This is a genomic window from Hyphomicrobium sp., assembly GCF_035687085.1.
In the GTDB taxonomy this organism is placed as follows: domain Bacteria; phylum Pseudomonadota; class Alphaproteobacteria; order Rhizobiales; family Hyphomicrobiaceae; genus Hyphomicrobium_B.
Map to the genome: position 1 here is coordinate 25,179 of NZ_DASRYS010000001.1, position 18,130 is coordinate 43,308.

Sequence of the window (18,130 nt, forward strand, 5' to 3'; positions counted from 1 at the left end):
CGATTTGCCGTTGAAAGGAGCGCTTAGCGCTCCGTCGATTCCAACTGCCGGCTCATCGCCAGCGCCAGCAGCGTGCAGACGGCGCCCGAGAGCAGGTAGCCACCTGCGGCCATCAGGCCGAACTCGCTCGACAGCCAGAGCGCGACGAGCGGGGCAAACCCAGCGCCGAAGAGCCAGGCGAGGTCCGTCGTCAACGCCGAACCGGTGTAGCGGTAGGCCTTGGCAAAGTTCGACGCGACCGCACCCGAGGACTGTCCGAACGACAGGCCGAGCAGGATGAAGCCCGACATCATGAAGACGATCTCGCCGAGTTCGCCGCCGTTGAGAAGCTGAGGCGCGAAACCGCTGAAGGCAGCGATCGCGGCAGCCGTGGCGGACAGCAGGTTCCGGCGGCCGACCCGGTCGGCGACATAGCCCGAGAGCACGATCGTCACGAGACCGACGATAGCGCCGATCAGCTCGATGACGAGAAAGCGCGACGGGCTCTGGTCGGTGTAGAGGAACACCCACGACAGCGGGAACACCGTGACCATGTGGAAGAGCGCGAAGCTCGCGAGCGGCGCGAAGGCCCCGATGACGACGTGGTGCCCTTCCGCGCGCAGGGTCTCGCCGATGGGCTTGGGCTCGAGCTCTTTCTGCTCGAAGTGTTCGGTGTATTCCGGCGTCACGACCATACGAAGCCGCGCAAAGAGCGCCACGACGTTGATCGCGAAGGCGACAAAGAACGGATAGCGCCAGCCCCAGCTGAGGAAGTCTTCAGATGAGAGGTTGGACGCGAAAAAGGCGAAGAGAGCAGCAGCCACCATCAAGCCCAGCATCGGGCCAAGCTGCGGGATCATGGCGTACCAGCCGCGCCGCTTTTCAGGCGCGTTCATGGCAAGCAGCGCCGGCAGGCCATCCCACTCGCCGCCGAGCGCCAAGCCCTGGCCGATCCGGAATGCCGCAAGCAAAGCAGCCGACACCCAGCCGATTTGGGCATAGCCGGGAAGGAAGGCGATCGCGACCGTCGAGCAGCCGAGAAGGAAAAGGGTGATCGTCAACTTCACGCCTTTGCCGTACGCGCGGTCGATACCCATGAAGATAACGGTACCGATGGGCCGGGCAACGAAAGCGAGCGCGAAGATCGCGAACGAATAGAGCGTGCCGGTCAGTGCATCGAGGTGCGGGAAGACGAGCTTCGGGAAGACCAGAACGGAGGCGATGGCGTAGACGAAGAAGTCAAAGAACTCCGACGTCCGCCCGATGATGACGCCGATGGCGACTTCGCCCGGGTCAACTTCGCCGTGCCGGGCATTTACGATTCTTGCGTCCCGTTCGAACGTGGCTGGAACTCCAGTCATCGGCCGTTTTTGCTCCTTGAACCATGCCCGGCTCTGCGCGCAATAAGGCCGCGAGCCTCTAAAGCTAGCTTCTTGTCCCGGTCGTACCAGCTATGGCATTGGGCAAATTGTCCAATGTGCCGGATGCCGCAGCAGCGAAGCACAATCTTTTTCCGTTCAAACCCTCGAGACGGCATTGAGCAACATTAGCGCGTGTGCGCGCACTCAGCCAGCTGCGATACGGAGAAAGCCCCGACTTCAGCGGCGCGTCGGAACATCGTGCCGGCAGAACCACGCCACCGGCCTATGATGCCGACTCATGCGCATTTCATCGTTGGCAGCTAGCCACCGGAAGCGCGTTTACCTGAGCCAGGAAGAGTGGATCCTGGAATTGGGGAAGGGCCAAGCTGATTGCCTGCAGGTCCATCGCGCAAGTAATCGCGATGATGCGCATTTGGCCGATCAATCGGAACGACCGGCTTGGTGCGATAGGACTTTTCTGTTTCGCGCTGAATGCGAAGGCTCTCCGGCTCCCAATCGGCATAGGCGAGCACGCCTAACGTGCCCATACCGAGGACCGCGATAAGAAAAGCGATCCAGCCCCTCTTTCGATCAAATACTGGCATTTCATGAAGCTCCTCGCTTCTGAGTTCCGCCCCCCTCCAGCGGGTCCTCCCCGCATTCTGAATTCGTTGAATTCCCCGCCGCATCACCCCATCAAAAAACATAGGTATTCACGCGCCGCCGGGGATACCGATTACGGTTGCACATCAAAAATATGTTCACGAAGGGTCAACTAGTTTTTGACAGACTGCTCGCAACACGCTGAAAAATAGCGAAAACTTTCTTTCATTCTCAATTCAAACCATTTCCATCATGATACTCATGTCAAAACTCGATCCGACCAACGGCAGCGACAGACCTCCTGCCAGCAGTGCATTGATTCTGACGTTGCTGTGTGCCGTGATCATTGGCCTCGCGACAGGTGCGATCTTTTTAGTCCGCTGACGGACTTCGCCTCATAAGCGCGCCCAGATCGACTGAACCCCCAGGGTTGTAGCGGCGCTCCCATTCCCTATTTGAATTGAGGGGCGGGAGTGAGTGCATCGCGGGCAAAAGGAGCTGGAAGAATGAAAACAATCATTTTTGCCGCCGCTATTTCAGTGAGCTTGGCGGCGCCTGCCTTTGCTCAGGTGACACGGGTTACGCCGCCATCGGGCAATTCGAATTCGATCATCCGCACGCCCGATACTGGCTCCTCCGGTGGCGCTGGAGCGGGAGCCTCGGGCAACGTCGGTTCTCCGGGCCCCACCTATCCGAACCGCCTTCGCGATTACAACAGCCCCTCGACGCAGTTCGGTATCGGCACTAGGCCGCTCAACTTGCCCCGCCGCTAGCGCGGGCCGGCTTCGGCGATCCCCTGAATTTGATTTGCCACTTCTCTCGTCTGCCGCGAATTATTTGTCAGCAAATTGAGAGCTGATGTATTCAGGAACTTCGACCTTTGGTCGTAGGTTCACCGAGTCCCGGCAGGTGCCTTATGCCTTGATGGCCACCGATCCTACATCGGCAGCCGCGCGCTTCTCGAGGTCAAGGTGGAGTGAAGAACGTTGGCTAGACACACGTTCGGATACCGAGGCTGAATCATGGAACCCAGCGCGGCATCGACCACCGCTCTTGACCTAGCGCGCTTTCAATTCGCCTTCACAATCGCTTTTCACATCATCTTCCCCGCGCTGACAATTGGGCTTGCGAGCTACCTCGTCACGCTGGAAGGCCTGTGGCTCTGGAAGAAGATTCCGAAATATCGCGAGCTCTATCATTTCTGGGCGAAGATATTCGCGATCAATTTCGCCATGGGCGTCGTCTCCGGCATCGTCATGGCCTACCAGTTCGGCACGAACTGGAGCTTCTTCTCGACCTTCGCCGGCGGCGTCACCGGACCGCTCCTCGCCTACGAAGTTCTGACCGCCTTTTTTCTCGAGGCGGGCTTCCTCGGCGTCATGCTGTTCGGATGGAACAGGGTCGGCCCCGGCCTGCATTTTTTTGCAACCATCATGGTGGCTCTCGGCACGCTCATTTCGACGTTCTGGATTTTGGCCTCCAACAGTTGGATGCAGACGCCCACCGGCTTCACCATCGCGGATGGCCGTGTCGTGCCGACCGACTGGTTCCAGGTCGTCTTCAATCCGTCCTTCCCCTATAGGCTGCTGCACATGGTCGTGGCTGCCTATCTATCGACGGCCCTTTTCGTCGGCGGCGCCGCCGCTTGGCACATGCTGAGAGGCCGCTCGACGCCCGCCATCCGCACGATGTTCTCGATGGCAATGGGGCTGATCGTGGTGCTAGCGCCAATCCAAATGATCATCGGTGATCTCCACGGATTGAACACGCTCAAATATCAGCCGGCCAAGATCGCAGCGATTGAAGGGCACTGGGATAGCGTGCCCGGCCAGAGCGTCTCGCTGAACCTCTTCGGTTGGCCGGACATGGCAGCGGAAAAGACGCTTTACGCTGTCGCCGTTCCCTATCTGGGCAGCCTGATCCTCACGCATGAACTCTACGGCCAGGTGCCGGGCCTGAAACAATTTCCACCGGACGACCGGCCGAATTCGACGATCGTGTTCTGGTCGTTCCGGATCATGGTGGGCCTCGCCATCCTCATGCTTGTCTTAAGCTTGTGGGCGCTTTGGCTCAGATGGAAAGGCGAGCTCTTTTCATCCAAGAACCTCCTTCGTTTTGCGGTTCTGATGGGACCGGCCGGCCTCATTGCTGTTCTTGCCGGATGGATCACCACCGAAGTCGGACGCCAGCCGTGGGTTGTCTATAACGTGATGCGCACCGCGCACGGCGTCTCCAACCATTCGGTTGCCGCACTCACGACGTCGCTGGCGATGTTCGTCATCCTCTACATTATCGTCTTCGGCGCTGGCGTGATCTACATGCTCAAGATCGTGGCGCGAGGACCCGACGAAGAGGGCCCGCCCGAGGATGCGATCGACAATCCGTTGCATCGTCCGTCGCGTCCGATCTCCGCCGCTGAGAACGATGCCGCCGTTGAACCAGCTGAAACTGCAGGAAAGTGAGCGCCATGGGTGTCGATCTTCCGCTCATCTGGGCACTCATCATCGGCTTCGGACTGATGATGTACGTCATCATGGATGGCTTCGATCTGGGCGTCGGAATCCTGTTTCCGTTCGTCCCCGCGCGGGAAGATCGCGACCTGATGGTGAACTCCGTCGCTCCCATCTGGGACGGCAACGAGACGTGGCTCGTACTTGGCGGCGCCGGATTGTTGGCGGCTTTCCCGCTCGCCTATTCCGTCGTGCTGAGCGCCCTGTATTTGCCGATCATTGTGATGCTCATCGGCCTGATCCTGCGCGGCGTCGCCTTCGAATTCCGCCTCAACGCCGAAAGGGCTCCCCGCTACCTGTGGGACACAATGTTTGCGGCGGGCTCCTACATCGCAACGTTTTGCCAAGGCCTCGTCCTCGGCACGTTCATTCAGGGCTTCAAAGTCAGCAATAATGCCTACGCGGGGGGCGCGCTCGACTGGCTGAACCCGTTCAGCATCTTCACGGGCATTGCATTGCTGTTCGCCTATGCGCTCCTCGGCGCGACGTGGCTCATCATCAAGACCGAAGGTCCATTGCAGGAACGTATGATCGCGCTGGCGCGGCCCATCATTCTCACCGTGTTCGCCGCCATCATCATCGTCAGCATCTGGACACCGATCCAGCATCCCGAGATAGCGGCGCGATGGTTCTCGTTCCCCAACATCGTCGTCTTCTCGCCCGTGCCCGTCCTCGTCATCCTAGCGACGCTCGCACTGCTTTGGTCGCTAAGACCGGACGCGCACGCGCTGCCGTTCGTCCTGGCGTTGGTTCTGGTCTTCCTGGGCTACAGTGGTCTGGTCATCAGCCTCTGGCCCAACATCATCCCGCCTTCGATCTCGATTTGGGACGCAGCAGCACCACCGCAGAGCATGGGCTTTGCACTGGTGGGAACGCTCTTCATCATTCCCTTCATCCTTGTGTACACGGCATGGGCTTACAGCGTGTTCCGCGGCAAGGTGAGACCTGGAGAAGGCTACCATTGAGACCGCAAGGCTCCGGCACGGGTTCAGGCGACGGAAAACCGTCCTGGCTGCGCCGCGTCGGCTGGATGGTGCTGTTGTGGGCTGCCGGCGTCGCGACGGTGGGCCTCGTCGCGATCCTGATCCGCATTCTCATGAACGCGGCCGGGCTTAAGGTTTGAGGAGCGGCGGAGCGGCTTTAGATCGGGCTCTCTTCCGTCACCGGCTGCGCCAGATGCGCGAAATCGCCAGTCAGGCGCTGATAAAGTGCACGCTTGAACGGCACGATCAGCTCCGGCACATCCTGGAGCGGCGCCCACTTCCAAGTATCGAACTCGGCTTTCGTGCCTTCCTTCGGCGAAATATCGATCTCGCTGTCATCGCCGAGAAAGCGCATCGCGAACCACTTCTGCCGCTGACCGCGATACCGGCCCTTGAGCGCAATGCCGAGCAGCCCCTCGGGCAACTCGTAGCTCAGCCATTGGGGATGTTCGCCCACCACCTCGACATTGGTGACGCCAGTTTCCTCGCGCAGCTCACGCAGCGCCGCGATCCGCGGCGGTTCGAACTTCTCGATGCCGCCTTGGGGCATCTGCCAGATGTCCCCGTGGTGAGGAGCCGCCCACTTCGGACGCCGCCGGCCGACCCACACCAGACCATCCCGGTTGATCAGCATGATGCCCACGCAGACCCGAATGGGCAGCGTGTTCCGGTCGAGCTGGGGGAGATCTGGCAACGTGGTCATCAGTCTGACCTGGACCTGTGGATAACTTCCGCACCCAATGTGCGCCTCGATTCGTCAATCGTACAGAAAATCATAGCAGTCCTATGACATTACGCTGTCATATTGAGGATGGAACGCAACAGCTGCGGTTTTGTCCACAGCTGGGGACACTTCAGACGCTCAGCGGTCGTCAGCGGTGGCGAGCGGAGCAAACTCGGCAAGCACGTCCCGGTAGACCTCCCGCTTGAAGGGCACGATGAGGTCGAGGAGATCGCCCGCGGGCGCCCAACGCCACTCGATAAATTCAGGTTCCCCTTGCGCCGGCACGATGTTGATTTCGCTATCCTCGCCCGTGAACCGGTACGCGAACCACTTCTGCTTCTGCCCGCGGTATTTCCCGCCCCACGCGTAGCCGATGAGATGGTCGGGAAGGTCGTAGGTCACCCACTTCGAAAGCTCGGCGATCTCGATGGCCGAAACGATGGACGTTTCTTCAAACAGCTCGCGCCGCGCAGCGGTCGCCGGATCCTCGCCCGCATCGATGCCGCCCTGCGGCATCTGCCACCACGAACCACGCCCCTCCGAGTCGCCCGGCGTGTCGGCACGGCGGCCCACCCAAACGAGCCCCTCGCGGTTGATCACCATCAGGCCCACGCATGGCCGGTAGGGAAGCGCATCCGCGATGGCTTTCTTCGACTGGTCCGGCATGTACCCACCCCTTGTTGAACGATGCCCTGAATAGCATGAAGGGCGCCGCATGGGCGCCCTTCAGAAACCCAACTCTAGAACGCCTCGCGTTAGTTCGGCGTCACTTTCTTGTCATCGTCCCCAGCAGGGGCCGGCGCCTTGTTGTCCGAACCCGCCTGCGGAGCGGCGTTGCCGGCAGGCGTCGACGACGACGTCTCAGGACCCTTTGCAGTGCCGTGCAGGAAGTTGATCGCGTACTGCAGCTGCGTGTCCTTCTCGGGCTCCTTGGCGACGTAGGATGCCGAACCCGACGGGCTGGCGAGATCATCCTTGTCGCTGCCGTCCGGGTTCTTGAGGTGGCCACGAAGGCTCGCTTCGCCGCGCGGCTTCTCGGCGGCAATCTTGTCCTTCATGTCGTCCGGCACGGCTTCCTCGATCGTGATGTCCGGATCGATGCCCTTGGCCTGGATGGACCGGTTCGACGGCGTGTAGTAGCGGGCCGTCGTCAGGCGGATGGCGCCGTTGGCACCGAGCGGAATGATCGTCTGGACCGAGCCCTTGCCGAACGAACGCGTGCCGATGATCGTCGCACGCTTATGGTCCTGCAGGGCACCGGCAACGATTTCCGAAGCCGAAGCCGAACCGCCGTTGATGAGCACGACGATCTTCTTGCCGTCCGAGATGTCGCCCGGACGCGCGTTCGCCCGCTGCGTTTCCTCGTTGTTGCGGCCCTTCGTCAGAACGATCGCGCCCTGCTCCAGGAAGTCATCGGACACGGCAATCGCCTGATCCAGGAGACCGCCCGGATTATTGCGCAGGTCGATGATGTAGCCCTTGAGGTTCGGACCGATCTGCTTGTCGAGCGTTTCGACCGCCTTCACCAGGTTGGCGTGCGTCTGCTCGTTGAAGGTCGAAACCTTGATGTAGCCAATATCGCCTTCCGCATGCGACTTGACGGCGTTGATGCGGATCACGTCGCGCACGACTTTGACGTCGAACGGATCGTCCTTACCCTTGCGCACGACCGTCAGCATGATCGGCGTGTTGACCGGGCCGCGCATCTTCTCCACCGCCTGCTCCAGTGTCAGGCCGGAGATCGCCTCGTTGTCGAGATGCGTAATGAGGTCGTTGGCCATCAGGCCGGCCTTGGCGGCGGGCGTGTCGTCGATGGGCGAGACGACCTTGATGACCCCATTCTCCATGGTGACTTCGATGCCGAGGCCGCCGAACTCGCCGCGCGTCTGCACCTGCATGTCCCGGAAGTTCTTCGGGCTCATGTAGGACGAGTGCGGATCGAGCGAGGCGAGCATGCCGTTGATCGCCGCTTCGATGAGCTGCGTATCGTCGGGCTTCTCGACGTAATCGGAACGAACGCGCTCGAGCACGTCGCCGAACAGATCGAGCTGCTTATAGAGCTCGGAATTCTGCGAAGACGTCGCCGAGTACGTTTGCGTGACATTCAGCAGCGTGGTCGCGCCTGCTAATCCCGTCATCAGCAGGAATGTCCAGAATGCATAGTCTGTCTTGCGCATTAGCCTTGTACCTTCTGCTGACCTGATGCCCACCAGGGATCGGGATCTATAGGACGCCCATCTTTACGAAGTTCAACATATAAAACAGGACCGCTAACGGGGGCCGCAGTAGACGCTTTTTGCCCACCGCTCATCGTACCGACGGGCTCCGCGCTCAGCACGAACTGCCCCGGCTGGACGTCGATCTGAGACAAACCTGCAAGCAGGATATGATAGCCATCGCCCGCGTTAATGATCAAGAGTTGCCCGTAGCTGCGGAACTCGCCCGCATACACGACCCAGCCGTCACTCGGTGACGTGACCTGCGCCGATGGCCGCGTTTCTATAACGATGCCTTTCGACTGGCCACCGAATTGCGTCTTTTCCCCGAACTTGAGGGCGCGCCGGCCTTGCGCCGGTAACGGCAGCTTGCCCTTAGCCTCGGAGAAGGGAATAGCGGGCTTGATCCGGCCCGGGCTTCCCGGCACGAGCGATCCGCCGCCCGGCTCGAGTTCGACCATGGCGAGCTTCGTGTTGCCCGAAGCAGGCTTTGTCGCTTCCGGCGTCGGCGTTTTCGCAGCCGACAATGCCGCCGGGATCAGGCCCGTGGCAGGAGCCTGGCTGCTGGCAAGCGTCGCAATGGCGCCGGAGGCCTTCGGCAGTTCCGCGTCTTGGGCGGGCGGCGGCGGCGTAATGATCTGCGGGCCGCCAGCCTTCGGCTGCCCCTGAGTTGCACCCGCCGGCTGCCGCGCCTTCAGTTCCTCATTGTACGCGCCAAGACCGGTCTGCTGCGTCACCGTCGTGTCGAGACGATTGATCAGCTCCGACAGGTTGGTGACGCTCTTTGTGATATCAGCGGTTGCAACGCGTACGGACTGAAGCTCCGATTGACGATCAGCCAGCGTCGCCTTCTTGGCTTCCATCAAACTGGCGAGACGCGTGCGCGCTTCATTGAGACGATCCGTCTCCGCCTGCAGGCGTGCGCCTTCCGTGCGGATATTGCCCATGACGCGCTGCAGATCGGCGAGCTTTGTTCCAAGCGTCGTCGCCTTGTCGCGCAGATCGGGATAGGCAGACGACAGCAGCATCGCACTGCGCACCATGCCGAGCGCATCCTCACGTGCCGTCACGAGCACGGGCGGCGGATTGCGGCCCATGCGCTGCAAGGCGGCGAGCAGACCCGAGATCTGACCATGCCGCTGCGCGAGCGAGCCTTGCAGGACGCGTTCCTGTTCTTCAAGTTCCGACAGCCGCCCCTCGATGGACGTCATCTGCCCTTCGCTGCGCTGAATGAGCGCTGCAGTTTCCAAAAGACGGCTGTTCAGCCGCTCACGCTCGGCGCTGAGTTCGGAGACATCCGATTGAATGCGCAGCTCCTGGGCGGCATTCGCATCGAGCTCACGCTTTTTCTCCTCGAGCACCTTCCTGGCGGCCGTCGGATCGGAGGGCAGCTTCTCCTGCGCGGTGAGATGGAGGGGAACAATGGCCGCTGACAGCAACAATACGCCGGCCAACGCGCGGTGGACTACGCTGTTCGAGCGTAGCCGGCTGGTCCGCGACGACAGTAGGTTCTTAAACACGGTGCCTCGTTTAATAGGCGCACATCGCAACGGAGCGCGGCGTCGGCATCGGCCGAACCGGCCCGGCGAATGATGCGGGCGAAAAATTAAGGGAATTGCTGCGCAGAGCAAATTTCAAATGCGTAATGCTTTGCTGGCTGTTCATCGGACCGCCTGCGCGCGGCACCAGCTTAACCACTTCAACATTGCCGCCCTGAAGTGAAAGGCGTAAGCAAAACTCCAATGTTGGCTTTGGACACAAGTAATGGAAACTCTTCTCTATCATGCCACTACAGTTGCTGTTTTTGCCGTCATCATCGTTCTGCTGCTAGGCCTCTGGAACATGATGAAGGGTAAGAACCCGAACCGAAGCCAAAAGCTGATGCGGTGGCGCATAGGCCTCCAGTTTGTCGCGATCGCCATTATTCTTGCCTACGTCTTTGTGACCCACTGAAGGCGGGCCACTGCGACTGACGCGGGCGTTTTATCCTAAACGAGCCAAACCAGGTTTACTCACCAATGGTCGTACTCAACCGCATCTATACAAAAACCGGTGACGCCGGCACGACCGCCTTGGGAACGGGCGAACGCGTCCCCAAAACCTCTCCCCGGATCGCCGCCTACGGCACAGTCGACGAAACCAACGCCGCAATTGGCTTGGCACGGGCCCACTTAGCGGGCTCGTACGGGGACGTGGACGCGATGCTTCTTCGCATCCAAAATGACCTCTTCGATCTCGGTGCCGATCTCTGCGTGCCCGACAGGGGCCAAAAATTGCCCTACGAGCCGTTGCGCATTTCCGACGCGCAAGTGGAGCGCCTGGAAAAAGAGATCGACCAGATGAATTCCGAGCTCGAGCCGTTGAGGTCCTTCATCCTACCAGGAGGTTCCCTCGCTGGGGTTGCGCTTCACGTCGCACGGACGGTTTCGCGCAGGGCCGAACGCAAAATGGTCGAATTGGCAGCCCTTCCCGACGAGCCGGTGAGCGCGCCGGCCCTGAAATACATCAACCGGCTCTCGGACTTCCTTTTCGTCGCCAGCCGGTACGTCAACGACCGCGGCAAAGCCGACGAGCTGTGGGTGCCCGGGAAAAACCGCTGACGGAAGGAAATGGGAGGCGAAAGGGCGAGAATTTTAAGACTTGCGGGCAGTGGCGGACTGTCCAGTAGGACGGGCCCTGAAAACTTGGGTCACCGCGACGCACGCGCCGATTGACTTGAGAAAAACCCACCCGTAGCTTCGCACTTCGCAGCTGCGAGAGCTCTTTTCTGCCAACCGGGCAGGCCGTTCGCTCGGTTTGCACGCTAAGGCGGCCGTCGCGCTGCAAGAACCGCGTTCGTCCGAAGCGCGGGAAACAACAACAAGGGAGCGCCGGGCATTCTGGCGGATGAGATGAAGATCGTTGTCCCGGTCAAGCGCGTTGTCGACTACAACGTCAAAATCCGCGTCAAACCGGACGGCTCCGGCATCGACTTGGCAAACGTCAAGATGTCGATGAACCCATTCGATGAAATCGCCGTCGAAGAAGCTGTTCGCCTCAAGGAAAAGAGCGGCGCTAAGGAAGTCGTCGCCGTCTCGATCGGACCGGCCAAGGCGCAGGAAACGCTCCGTACAGCGCTCGCCATCGGCGCCGATCGCGCCATTCTCATCGAAGTCCCCGAAGGCACGACGGTCGAGCCTCTTTCGGTCGCCAAGCTTCTCAAGGCACTCGTCGAAACCGAAAAGCCCGATCTCGTCATTCTCGGCAAGCAGGCAATCGACGACGACAGCAACCAGACGGGCCAGATGCTCGCGAGCCTGCTCGATTGGCCGCAAGGCACGTTCGCCTCGAAGGTCGTCCCCGAGGCGGGCTCCGTCACCGTGACCCGCGAGGTCGATGGCGGCTTGGAAACGATCAAGCTCAACCTGCCGGCCGTCGTCACGACCGACCTGCGCTTGAACGAGCCGCGCTATCCTTCTCTGCCCAACATCATGAAGGCCAAGAAAAAGCCGCTCGACGTCAAGAAACCGGAAGACTTTGGCGTCGATATCGCGCCGCGCCTCAAGGTTCTGAAAACAAGCGAACCGGCATCACGCAAAGCCGGCGTCAAAGTTGGCAGCGTTGCCGAACTGGTTGAAAAGCTGAAAAGCGAAGCGGGGGTTTTCTAATGTCCACACTTCTCCTCGCGGAGCTTTCCGAAAACGCTCTGTCTCCCGCAACCGCCAAGGCATTGTCCGCGGCGAAGGATCTTGGCGGAGACGTTCACATCCTGGTTGCAGGCTCGGACGTTGGTAGCGCCGCCGAATCCGCAGCCAAGCTTGCAGGTGTCTCCAAGGTTCTCGTCGCGGATGCGCCTCACCTGGCCAAGGGTCTGGCTGAGGAAGTCACCGCCGTAATCCTCTCGATCGCCAAGGACTATTCCGCGATCGTCGCGCCTGCGACCGCCTACGGCAAAAACATCCTTCCGCGTGTCGCCGCCAAGCTCGACGTCATGCAGATTTCCGACATCACCAAGGTCGTCTCGCCCGACACGTTCGAGCGCCCGATCTATGCGGGCAACGCCCTGCAGACGGTGCAGTCCGGCGATCCGACGAAGGTCATCACCGTCCGCACGTCTGCCTTCCCCGCCGCTGGCGAGGGTGGCTCAGCTGCCATCGAAAAGATCGCCGTTCCGGCCGCCGTCGGCCTGTCGGCGTTCGAGAATGCCGAGCTTTCCAAGTCCGACCGTCCGGAACTCACGTCCGCCAAGATCATCATCTCCGGCGGCCGCGGCATGGGCAACGGCGAGAACTTCACCAAGTACATCGCGCCGCTCGCTGATCGTCTGGGCGCCGCCATGGGCGCCTCGCGCGCAGCCGTGGACGCCGGCTTCGTTCCAAACGACTGGCAGGTCGGTCAGACCGGCAAGGTTGTGGCCCCCGATCTCTACATCGCGGTCGGCATTTCAGGCGCTATTCAGCACCTCGCCGGTATGAAGGACTCCAAGGTCATCGTTGCGATCAACAAGGACGCCGAAGCACCGATCTTCCAGGTCGCCGACTATGGCCTCGTGGCAGATCTCTTCCAGGCCCTGCCCGAACTCGACGCCGAACTGCAAAAGGCTGGACGCTAAGCCAGCTTTCACCTCCGAAGGACACCCGTTCATGCCGCAAACGCAGAAGCTGATGGAAAAAGGCAAGGTCGGCGTCAAACCTGCCCGCACGATCAGCAAAGTCGGCATCATAGGCGCAGGACAGATGGGCAGCGGCATCGCGCATGTCGTTGCCCTATCGGGCTACACGGTCGCCATCAACGACCTGAAGCGCGAGTCCTTCGACCGCGGCATGGAGGTGGTCAACAAGAACATGGCCCGGCAGATCGCCAAGGGCCTGATCAAGGAAGAAGAGCGCGACACCGCGCTCGAGCGCATCAGCTTCGCACCGGCATTGGAAGACTTCGGCGACTGCGACCTCGTCATCGAGGCCGCAACCGAAGACGAGAGCCTGAAGCACAAGATCTTCGCAGCACTCTGTCCGCACCTGAAGCCGACCGCGCTGCTCGCTTCCAACACTTCGTCGATCTCGATCACCCGCCTCGCCTCGACGACCGACCGGCCCGAAGACTTCATCGGCATGCACTTCATGAACCCGGTGCCGGTCATGGAGCTCGTCGAACTCATTCGCGGCATCGCCACGGGCGACGAGACGTTCGCGACGGCCCGCACCTTCGTCGAAAGCCTCGGCAAGACGACCGCCGTGTCGGAAGACTTTCCGGCCTTCATCGTCAATCGCATTCTGCTGCCGATGATCAACGAGGCCGTCTACACGCTCTATGAAGGCGTGGGCACAGTCGATGCGATCGACAAGGCGATGCGGCTCGGCGCGCACCACCCGATGGGACCGCTGGAACTCGCCGACTTCATCGGTCTCGATACCTGCCTAAGCGTCATGCAGGTTCTCTACGAAGGTCTTTCGGACTCGAAATACCGTCCTTGTCCGCTGCTCGTGAAATACGTCGAAGCCGGCTGGCTCGGCCGCAAGACGAAGCGGGGCTTTTACGATTATCGCGGCGAGAAGCCCGTCCCCACACGGTAAGGCCAGGGCGAAGGAAGCATCAGCTCAGCCCCGCCTCATCATCTAGCCGAATAGATTGCTCAATTTTCCAGTGACGTCGGCCTGCTCGGCCAGCGCCAGCAATGCCGGATAGACGACGAGCCACGACATCGCGCCAACGAAGAGCGTGACGCCGATCGCAATCGGCCACGACATTCCCCAAAATATCTTGTGGCTCCACGCGACGAAGACCAGCACGGCGCCGTAAGTTGCATACGTCAGGACCTGCCAAACGATGTTGAGGTCGATGGCCGCCTGGGTCTTCAAAACGCTAAATCCGATCGCGAACGCAATGAGCGTGACGACGATGCTCACGATCGATCCATAGCTGACGCTCAGCACGCACAGCTTCACGTATGACATCGGTGGCCGTGCCCGCGGGCCGAGTGCGCGGCAAACGTAATATTGAATGGGCGTCAGGATCGCCATGCCTATGTACTGCACGATCTCGTTCGTCACGACCGTCGCGCTGTTGGCCGTATTGGGAACGTTGAACAGCAGGGCGAACGCCCTCGGCACGATGACGTAAGCGAGAGTCATCTGCGCACCGACTAACGCCGTCAGGAGACCCCAGTGCGAACGGTATACCGGATCGTCCGTCAGCCGGATGATGGTCGCGACAGGGTGGACTAGAAACGAAACGACGACCGAGAAAATTCCAGTGTCGCGTTGGGAGTTCAAGAACTCCGACTTGATCGCGCCCCAGCCCTCCGGCCCAGCGAGCGCCGGGGCGGCGGCACCGCACCCGCTACAGAATTTCCCCTGCAATGGCGTGCCGCAATGGGTGCAGAATCCGGAACTTGCCGCTTCGCTTCCCGCCATGCCGAGCACCCCCGTGCTGTCCCGCAGATTCTTCTATCATGGCCGAACACCCGCAGAAACTGGCGCCGCAAGCCGTTCGGAGTTATGCAGCAGTTCACAATGTTCAAATGAAGAGTCGACGATGGCTGACAGCTCACGTGTAGCGATGGTGACGGGCGCGGGATCAGGGATCGGGCGCGCCGTTGCCCTGAAGCTTCAGGCGGCAGGATATGACGTCGCCCTGCTCGGACGGCGCGTCAGCGAGCTGGAGAAAACCGCAGCAGACGCAGCACCCGGTGGCGGCAGCTTCCTGATCACGCCGGCCGACGTGATGTTCGAAAATGCCGTCCACGGCGCTTTTCAAAAGACGCTGGAGGTCTTCGGCCGCCTCGATCTCCTCTTCAACAATGCCGGCACGTTCACCCAGGGCGTCCCGATCGAAGATCTGCCCGTGGAAGAATGGCGGCGCGTCGTCGACGTCAACCTGACCGGCCCGTTTCTTTGCGCGCGCGAAGCCATCCGCATCATGAAAGCGCAAACGCCGAAGGGCGGGCGGATCATCAACAACGGCTCCATCTCGGCGCAGGTGCCGCGTCCCTACTCCGCTGCCTATACGGCGACGAAGCACGGCATCACCGGCCTCACGAAATCGATCTCACTCGATTGCCGCGCCGACAACATCGCCTGCTCGCAAATCGACATCGGCAACGCCGCAACCGATTTGACGGCCAAGATGGCAGACGGCATTTTGCAGGCCGATGGCCGCGTGATGGTCGAGCCGCGGATGGACGTCTCGCACGTCGCCGATGCGGTGCTCTACATCGCCAACTTGCCACTCGATGCCAACGTGCAGCAGATGACGCTGATGGCGACCACGATGCCCTTCATCGGACGCGGCTAGCCTATTGCGTTGGCTGGGCGGGCGCCTCGGCGGTCGCCCACAAAAGCCAGAGCGCGACGAGCAACAGGCCGATCGCGAGCACACGTCTCACGACTTGCATCTGCGCCGTGTTCGCGAGCAATGGCCGCGCGCGCGCTGCCAAGGCGACGATCCCGCCATGGACGACCGTCGCCACCACGACGTAGGCAATCGTCAGCGCCATCGTTTGCGCCACAAGCGGCTTGTCCGGATCGATGAACTGCGGCAGCACCGCGATATAGAAAACCGCAGCTTTCGGGTTCAACACGTTCGTCAGAAAGCCGCGAAAATAATACCGGTGGGAACTCATGTTCCCGCTGGCATTGCCGGTCTCCGTCGCAGGCTCTCCGCGCCAGACATCGTACGCCAGCCACAGCATATAGAGCGCGCCTGCCCAGCGGATGATTTCATACAGCAGTCGCGATTGCGAAACCGCCGCCGCCACGCCCAGCGCTGCAAGAATGCCGATGAGCAGCAGACCGGAGGCGACGCCGGCAACCGCCGTGAAGCCCGCCCGCCGGCCGTCGGCCAGCGTCACAACAGCGAGATAGGTCATGTTCGGACCGGGCGTCAGCTCGACCAGAAAGGCAAGCCAGATGAACGCGAGCGGCACTCCAAGAACGGTAAGTTCCTGGAGCGCGCCGGTCATCACGATGAACCGGGGATCTTAGGCAGAGAAATCTCATCGACGAGAAACTTCGTGAGATCACGCGTAAGATAATGGACGTGCTCGGGAAGCTCGCGCCACTCCCGGATTTTCAATTGCGCGGGATGATCGATGTAGTCGGAATGTACGAGCACCGTTGTCATCCCGAGGCTCGACGCGGGCACAAGATTGTGCGGCATGTCTTCGAACATCGCCGCCTGCGCCGCCGGAACTGCGTGCAGCTTCAGCATGCGGTCGAACGCTTCCCGCTCGGGCTTCGGAACGAATTCCGTCGCCGCGATATCGCAGATATCTTCGAAGAGATCGAGGACGCCGAGCTTTCGCGCCACGTTCTCTGCGTGAACGCGCGAGCCATTGGTGAAGATGAGACGGCGGCCCGGCAGCTTCTTGATCGCGGCGGCGAGTTCCGGCAACTCCGGCACGACGGAAAGATCGATGTCGTGCACGTACTCGAGGAACGGGCCGGGCGGCAGCTTATGCACGCGCATCAGCCCGGCGAGCGTCGTTCCGAACTGCCGGTAATAGGCTTTCTGCAAATGCCGCGCATGCTCGCGCGGAACGCCGAGCTTCTTGGCGATGAACTCGCTCATGCGCAGATCGACCTGCGCGAAGAGATTGCAGGATGCCGGATAAAGCGTGTTGTCGAGATCGAAGATCCAGGTATCGACGTGACCGAACCCACGCTTGGCCACAGCCTCGATCAGCTTTGGCAGACTGGATGCGTTCACGACTGAAGCCATCAGGCTTTGCCCCGCTTGCGCTCTGCGCGCCTGACGAGTGTACCGACGCCGTGTTCGGTGAAGAGTTCGAGAAGGACGCAGTGCGGCACGCGGCCGTCGATGATGACGACACCTTCGACGCCCGCTTCCACGACTTCGATGCAGCCCTCGATCTTGGGGATCATGCCGCCCGAGATCGCGCCGCTCTTGATCATCGCGCGAGCGTCCTCGATCGAGAGACTTGGAATAAGCTGCTTGTTCTCATCAAGCACGCCGGTCACGTCCGTCAGCAACAGCAGACGCTTGGCCTGCATGCGCGCGGCAAGCGCCGAGGCGAACGTGTCGGCATTGACGTTCAGCGTCTCGCCGCCCCGCCCGATGGCGACGGGCGCAATCACCGGAATGAGATCGGACTTGGAAATGACCTCGACGATGTGCGGGTTGACCTCCACCGGGTCACCCACATAGCCGATGTCGATCTCCTTCATCTCATTCGATTGAGGATCGGGCATCTGCGTGATCTTCTTGGCGACCATCAGGTTGGCGTCTTTGCCGGAGATGCCGACAGCCTTGCCGCCCTGCTGGTTGATCGCGGAGACGATCTCCTTGTTGATCTTGCCCGACAGCACCATTTCGACGACCTCGACGGTCGGCTTGTCGGTCACGCGGAGGCCGTTGATGAAGTCCGATTTGATCGCGAGCTTCGACAGCATACTGCCGATTTGCGGCCCGCCGCCGTGCACGACGATCGGATTGATGCCGGACTGCTTGAGGTAGACGATGTCCTGCGCGAAGGCCTTGAAAAGCGCCTCGTCGCCCATGGCATTGCCGCCGAATTTTATGACGACGGTCTTCTCATCGTAGAGAATGAGATGCGGTATCGCTTCCGCAAGGATCCGCGCCTGTTGATGCGCGCTCAAAGGCTTTTCGGCCGGCGCAGCAGCAGCATTTTCCGAATGACTTTTCGTTGACGTCACGCGCGCCCCCTTTGCCCATTCGATCGCGCCGGCGGGGAGCCGGTCGCCTCGTGGCGGTCTTATAGCTTCTCGGCAAAATGCCTCAATGAATTTCCCGGTCT

Annotated in this window: 19 protein-coding genes; 10 read left to right on the forward strand and 9 right to left on the reverse strand. The window is 61.0% G+C overall.

Features of this window, described 5'->3' with window-relative positions; translation table 11 throughout:
- Window positions 1-23: 23 nt before the first annotated feature.
- A complete protein-coding gene (locus VFG26_RS00110; protein WP_325020963.1) occupies window positions 24-1,340 on the reverse strand; it encodes an MFS transporter in 1,317 nt (438 codons plus the stop codon).
- 1,109 nt (window positions 1,341-2,449) lie between these two features.
- Here VFG26_RS00110 and VFG26_RS00115 point away from each other — a divergent pair.
- The 4 genes from VFG26_RS00115 to VFG26_RS00130 all read left to right on the forward strand — a co-directional run bounded on the left by VFG26_RS00115 (window position 2,450) and on the right by VFG26_RS00130 (window position 5,576).
- Window positions 2,450-2,716 (forward strand): hypothetical protein, encoded by a 267-nt coding sequence (locus VFG26_RS00115; protein WP_325020965.1) that lies wholly within the window; start codon window positions 2,450-2,452, stop codon window positions 2,714-2,716.
- Window positions 2,717-2,965: 249 nt separating this feature from the next.
- Entirely contained in the window at window positions 2,966-4,405 is a 1,440-nt protein-coding gene (locus VFG26_RS00120; protein ID WP_325020966.1) for a cytochrome ubiquinol oxidase subunit I, read from the forward strand.
- Between the two features lie 5 nt (window positions 4,406-4,410).
- Window positions 4,411-5,418 carry a cytochrome d ubiquinol oxidase subunit II gene (cydB, locus tag VFG26_RS00125; protein ID WP_325020968.1) on the forward strand — a complete coding sequence of 336 codons (1,008 nt, stop codon included), beginning with the start codon at window positions 4,411-4,413 and terminating at the stop codon, window positions 5,416-5,418.
- Window positions 5,415-5,576 carry a DUF2474 domain-containing protein gene (locus VFG26_RS00130; protein WP_325020970.1) on the forward strand — a complete coding sequence of 54 codons (162 nt, stop codon included), beginning with the start codon at window positions 5,415-5,417 and terminating at the stop codon, window positions 5,574-5,576. Before cydB ends, VFG26_RS00130 begins: the two co-directional genes overlap by 4 nt.
- Window positions 5,577-5,593: 17 nt before the next feature.
- Here VFG26_RS00130 and VFG26_RS00135 read toward each other — a convergent pair whose 3' ends face one another.
- From VFG26_RS00135 to VFG26_RS00150, 4 genes are all read right to left on the reverse strand, one after another.
- Complete coding sequence (locus VFG26_RS00135) at window positions 5,594-6,130, reverse strand: RNA pyrophosphohydrolase (protein WP_325021086.1); 537 nt, start codon at window positions 6,128-6,130, stop codon at window positions 5,594-5,596.
- Between the two features lie 168 nt (window positions 6,131-6,298).
- The gene (locus tag VFG26_RS00140) at window positions 6,299-6,826 is read right to left on the reverse strand and encodes an RNA pyrophosphohydrolase (RefSeq protein ID WP_325020972.1); all 528 of its coding nucleotides are present in this window, start codon (window positions 6,824-6,826) and stop codon (window positions 6,299-6,301) included.
- An 89-nt stretch (window positions 6,827-6,915) separates the two neighbouring features.
- Window positions 6,916-8,337 carry a S41 family peptidase gene (locus VFG26_RS00145; RefSeq protein WP_325020973.1) on the reverse strand — a complete coding sequence of 474 codons (1,422 nt, stop codon included), beginning with the start codon at window positions 8,335-8,337 and terminating at the stop codon, window positions 6,916-6,918.
- Complete coding sequence (locus tag VFG26_RS00150; RefSeq protein WP_325020975.1) at window positions 8,337-9,896, reverse strand: murein hydrolase activator EnvC family protein; 1,560 nt, start codon at window positions 9,894-9,896, stop codon at window positions 8,337-8,339. The genes VFG26_RS00145 and VFG26_RS00150 overlap by 1 nt, the downstream gene beginning before the upstream one ends.
- 244 nt (window positions 9,897-10,140) lie before the next feature.
- Here VFG26_RS00150 and VFG26_RS00155 point away from each other — a divergent pair, with 244 nt between their 5' ends.
- The 5 genes from VFG26_RS00155 (at window position 10,141) to VFG26_RS00175 (ending at window position 13,928) form a co-directional block, all read left to right on the forward strand.
- Complete coding sequence (locus VFG26_RS00155) at window positions 10,141-10,329, forward strand: twin transmembrane helix small protein (protein ID WP_325020977.1); 189 nt, start codon at window positions 10,141-10,143, stop codon at window positions 10,327-10,329.
- Window positions 10,330-10,394: 65 nt separating this feature from the next.
- Entirely contained in the window at window positions 10,395-10,976 is a 582-nt protein-coding gene (locus VFG26_RS00160; protein ID WP_325020979.1) for a cob(I)yrinic acid a,c-diamide adenosyltransferase, read from the forward strand.
- A 291-nt stretch (window positions 10,977-11,267) separates the two neighbouring features.
- Entirely contained in the window at window positions 11,268-12,023 is a 756-nt protein-coding gene (locus tag VFG26_RS00165) for an electron transfer flavoprotein subunit beta/FixA family protein (protein ID WP_325020981.1), read from the forward strand.
- Window positions 12,023-12,967, forward strand: coding sequence for an electron transfer flavoprotein subunit alpha/FixB family protein (locus VFG26_RS00170; RefSeq protein ID WP_325020983.1), 945 nt, complete (start codon window positions 12,023-12,025; stop codon window positions 12,965-12,967). The genes VFG26_RS00165 and VFG26_RS00170 overlap by 1 nt, the downstream gene beginning before the upstream one ends.
- A gap of 31 nt (window positions 12,968-12,998) precedes the next feature.
- The gene (locus tag VFG26_RS00175) at window positions 12,999-13,928 is read left to right on the forward strand and encodes a 3-hydroxybutyryl-CoA dehydrogenase (RefSeq protein WP_325020985.1); all 930 of its coding nucleotides are present in this window, start codon (window positions 12,999-13,001) and stop codon (window positions 13,926-13,928) included.
- Window positions 13,929-13,970: 42 nt separating this feature from the next.
- On the opposite strand, the gene VFG26_RS00180 is transcribed toward VFG26_RS00175, so the two are convergent.
- Window positions 13,971-14,768, reverse strand: a complete 798-nt coding sequence (locus tag VFG26_RS00180) for a zinc ribbon domain-containing protein (protein WP_325020987.1) — start codon at window positions 14,766-14,768, stop codon at window positions 13,971-13,973.
- Between the two features lie 121 nt (window positions 14,769-14,889).
- Here VFG26_RS00180 and VFG26_RS00185 point away from each other — a divergent pair, with 121 nt between their 5' ends.
- The gene (locus VFG26_RS00185) at window positions 14,890-15,648 is read left to right on the forward strand and encodes an SDR family oxidoreductase (RefSeq protein WP_325020989.1); all 759 of its coding nucleotides are present in this window, start codon (window positions 14,890-14,892) and stop codon (window positions 15,646-15,648) included.
- A gap of 1 nt (window position 15,649) precedes the next feature.
- Here the strand turns inward: VFG26_RS00185 and VFG26_RS00190 are convergent, their stop codons facing one another.
- Genes VFG26_RS00190 through argB form a run of 3 tightly spaced genes read right to left on the reverse strand, consistent with a single transcriptional unit; the run spans window position 15,650 to window position 18,029 of the window.
- Entirely contained in the window at window positions 15,650-16,315 is a 666-nt protein-coding gene (locus VFG26_RS00190) for a LysE family translocator (RefSeq protein ID WP_325020991.1), read from the reverse strand.
- Complete coding sequence (locus tag VFG26_RS00195) at window positions 16,315-17,073, reverse strand: pyrimidine 5'-nucleotidase (RefSeq protein ID WP_325020993.1); 759 nt, start codon at window positions 17,071-17,073, stop codon at window positions 16,315-16,317. The genes VFG26_RS00190 and VFG26_RS00195 overlap by 1 nt, the downstream gene beginning before the upstream one ends.
- Window positions 17,073-18,029, reverse strand: a complete 957-nt coding sequence (gene argB, locus VFG26_RS00200) for an acetylglutamate kinase (RefSeq protein WP_325020995.1) — start codon at window positions 18,027-18,029, stop codon at window positions 17,073-17,075. Before argB ends, VFG26_RS00195 begins: the two co-directional genes overlap by 1 nt.
- Between the last annotated feature and the right edge of the window lie 101 nt (window positions 18,030-18,130).

Bases quoted from the DNA above. Each gene is read 5' to 3' on its own strand.
- VFG26_RS00165 (WP_325020981.1), top strand. From the start codon at position 11,268: ATGAAGATCGTTGTCCCGGTCAAGCGCGTTGTCGACTACAACGTCAAA.
- VFG26_RS00120 (WP_325020966.1), top strand. From the start codon at position 2,966: ATGGAACCCAGCGCGGCATCGACCACCGCTCTTGACCTAGCGCGCTTT.
- VFG26_RS00195 (WP_325020993.1), bottom strand. From the start codon at position 17,073: ATGGCTTCAGTCGTGAACGCATCCAGTCTGCCAAAGCTGATCGAGGCT.
- VFG26_RS00180 (WP_325020987.1), bottom strand. From the start codon at position 14,768: ATGGCGGGAAGCGAAGCGGCAAGTTCCGGATTCTGCACCCATTGCGGC.
- VFG26_RS00160 (WP_325020979.1), top strand. From the start codon at position 10,395: ATGGTCGTACTCAACCGCATCTATACAAAAACCGGTGACGCCGGCACG.
- VFG26_RS00170 (WP_325020983.1), top strand. From the start codon at position 12,023: ATGTCCACACTTCTCCTCGCGGAGCTTTCCGAAAACGCTCTGTCTCCC.
- VFG26_RS00185 (WP_325020989.1), top strand. From the start codon at position 14,890: ATGGCTGACAGCTCACGTGTAGCGATGGTGACGGGCGCGGGATCAGGG.
- VFG26_RS00155 (WP_325020977.1), top strand. From the start codon at position 10,141: ATGGAAACTCTTCTCTATCATGCCACTACAGTTGCTGTTTTTGCCGTC.
- VFG26_RS00175 (WP_325020985.1), top strand. From the start codon at position 12,999: ATGCCGCAAACGCAGAAGCTGATGGAAAAAGGCAAGGTCGGCGTCAAA.
- VFG26_RS00190 (WP_325020991.1), bottom strand. From the start codon at position 16,315: ATGACCGGCGCGCTCCAGGAACTTACCGTTCTTGGAGTGCCGCTCGCG.
- VFG26_RS00145 (WP_325020973.1), bottom strand. From the start codon at position 8,337: ATGCGCAAGACAGACTATGCATTCTGGACATTCCTGCTGATGACGGGA.
- VFG26_RS00140 (WP_325020972.1), bottom strand. From the start codon at position 6,826: ATGCCGGACCAGTCGAAGAAAGCCATCGCGGATGCGCTTCCCTACCGG.
- VFG26_RS00110 (WP_325020963.1), bottom strand. From the start codon at position 1,340: ATGACTGGAGTTCCAGCCACGTTCGAACGGGACGCAAGAATCGTAAAT.
- cydB (WP_325020968.1), top strand. From the start codon at position 4,411: ATGGGTGTCGATCTTCCGCTCATCTGGGCACTCATCATCGGCTTCGGA.
- VFG26_RS00115 (WP_325020965.1), top strand. From the start codon at position 2,450: ATGAAAACAATCATTTTTGCCGCCGCTATTTCAGTGAGCTTGGCGGCG.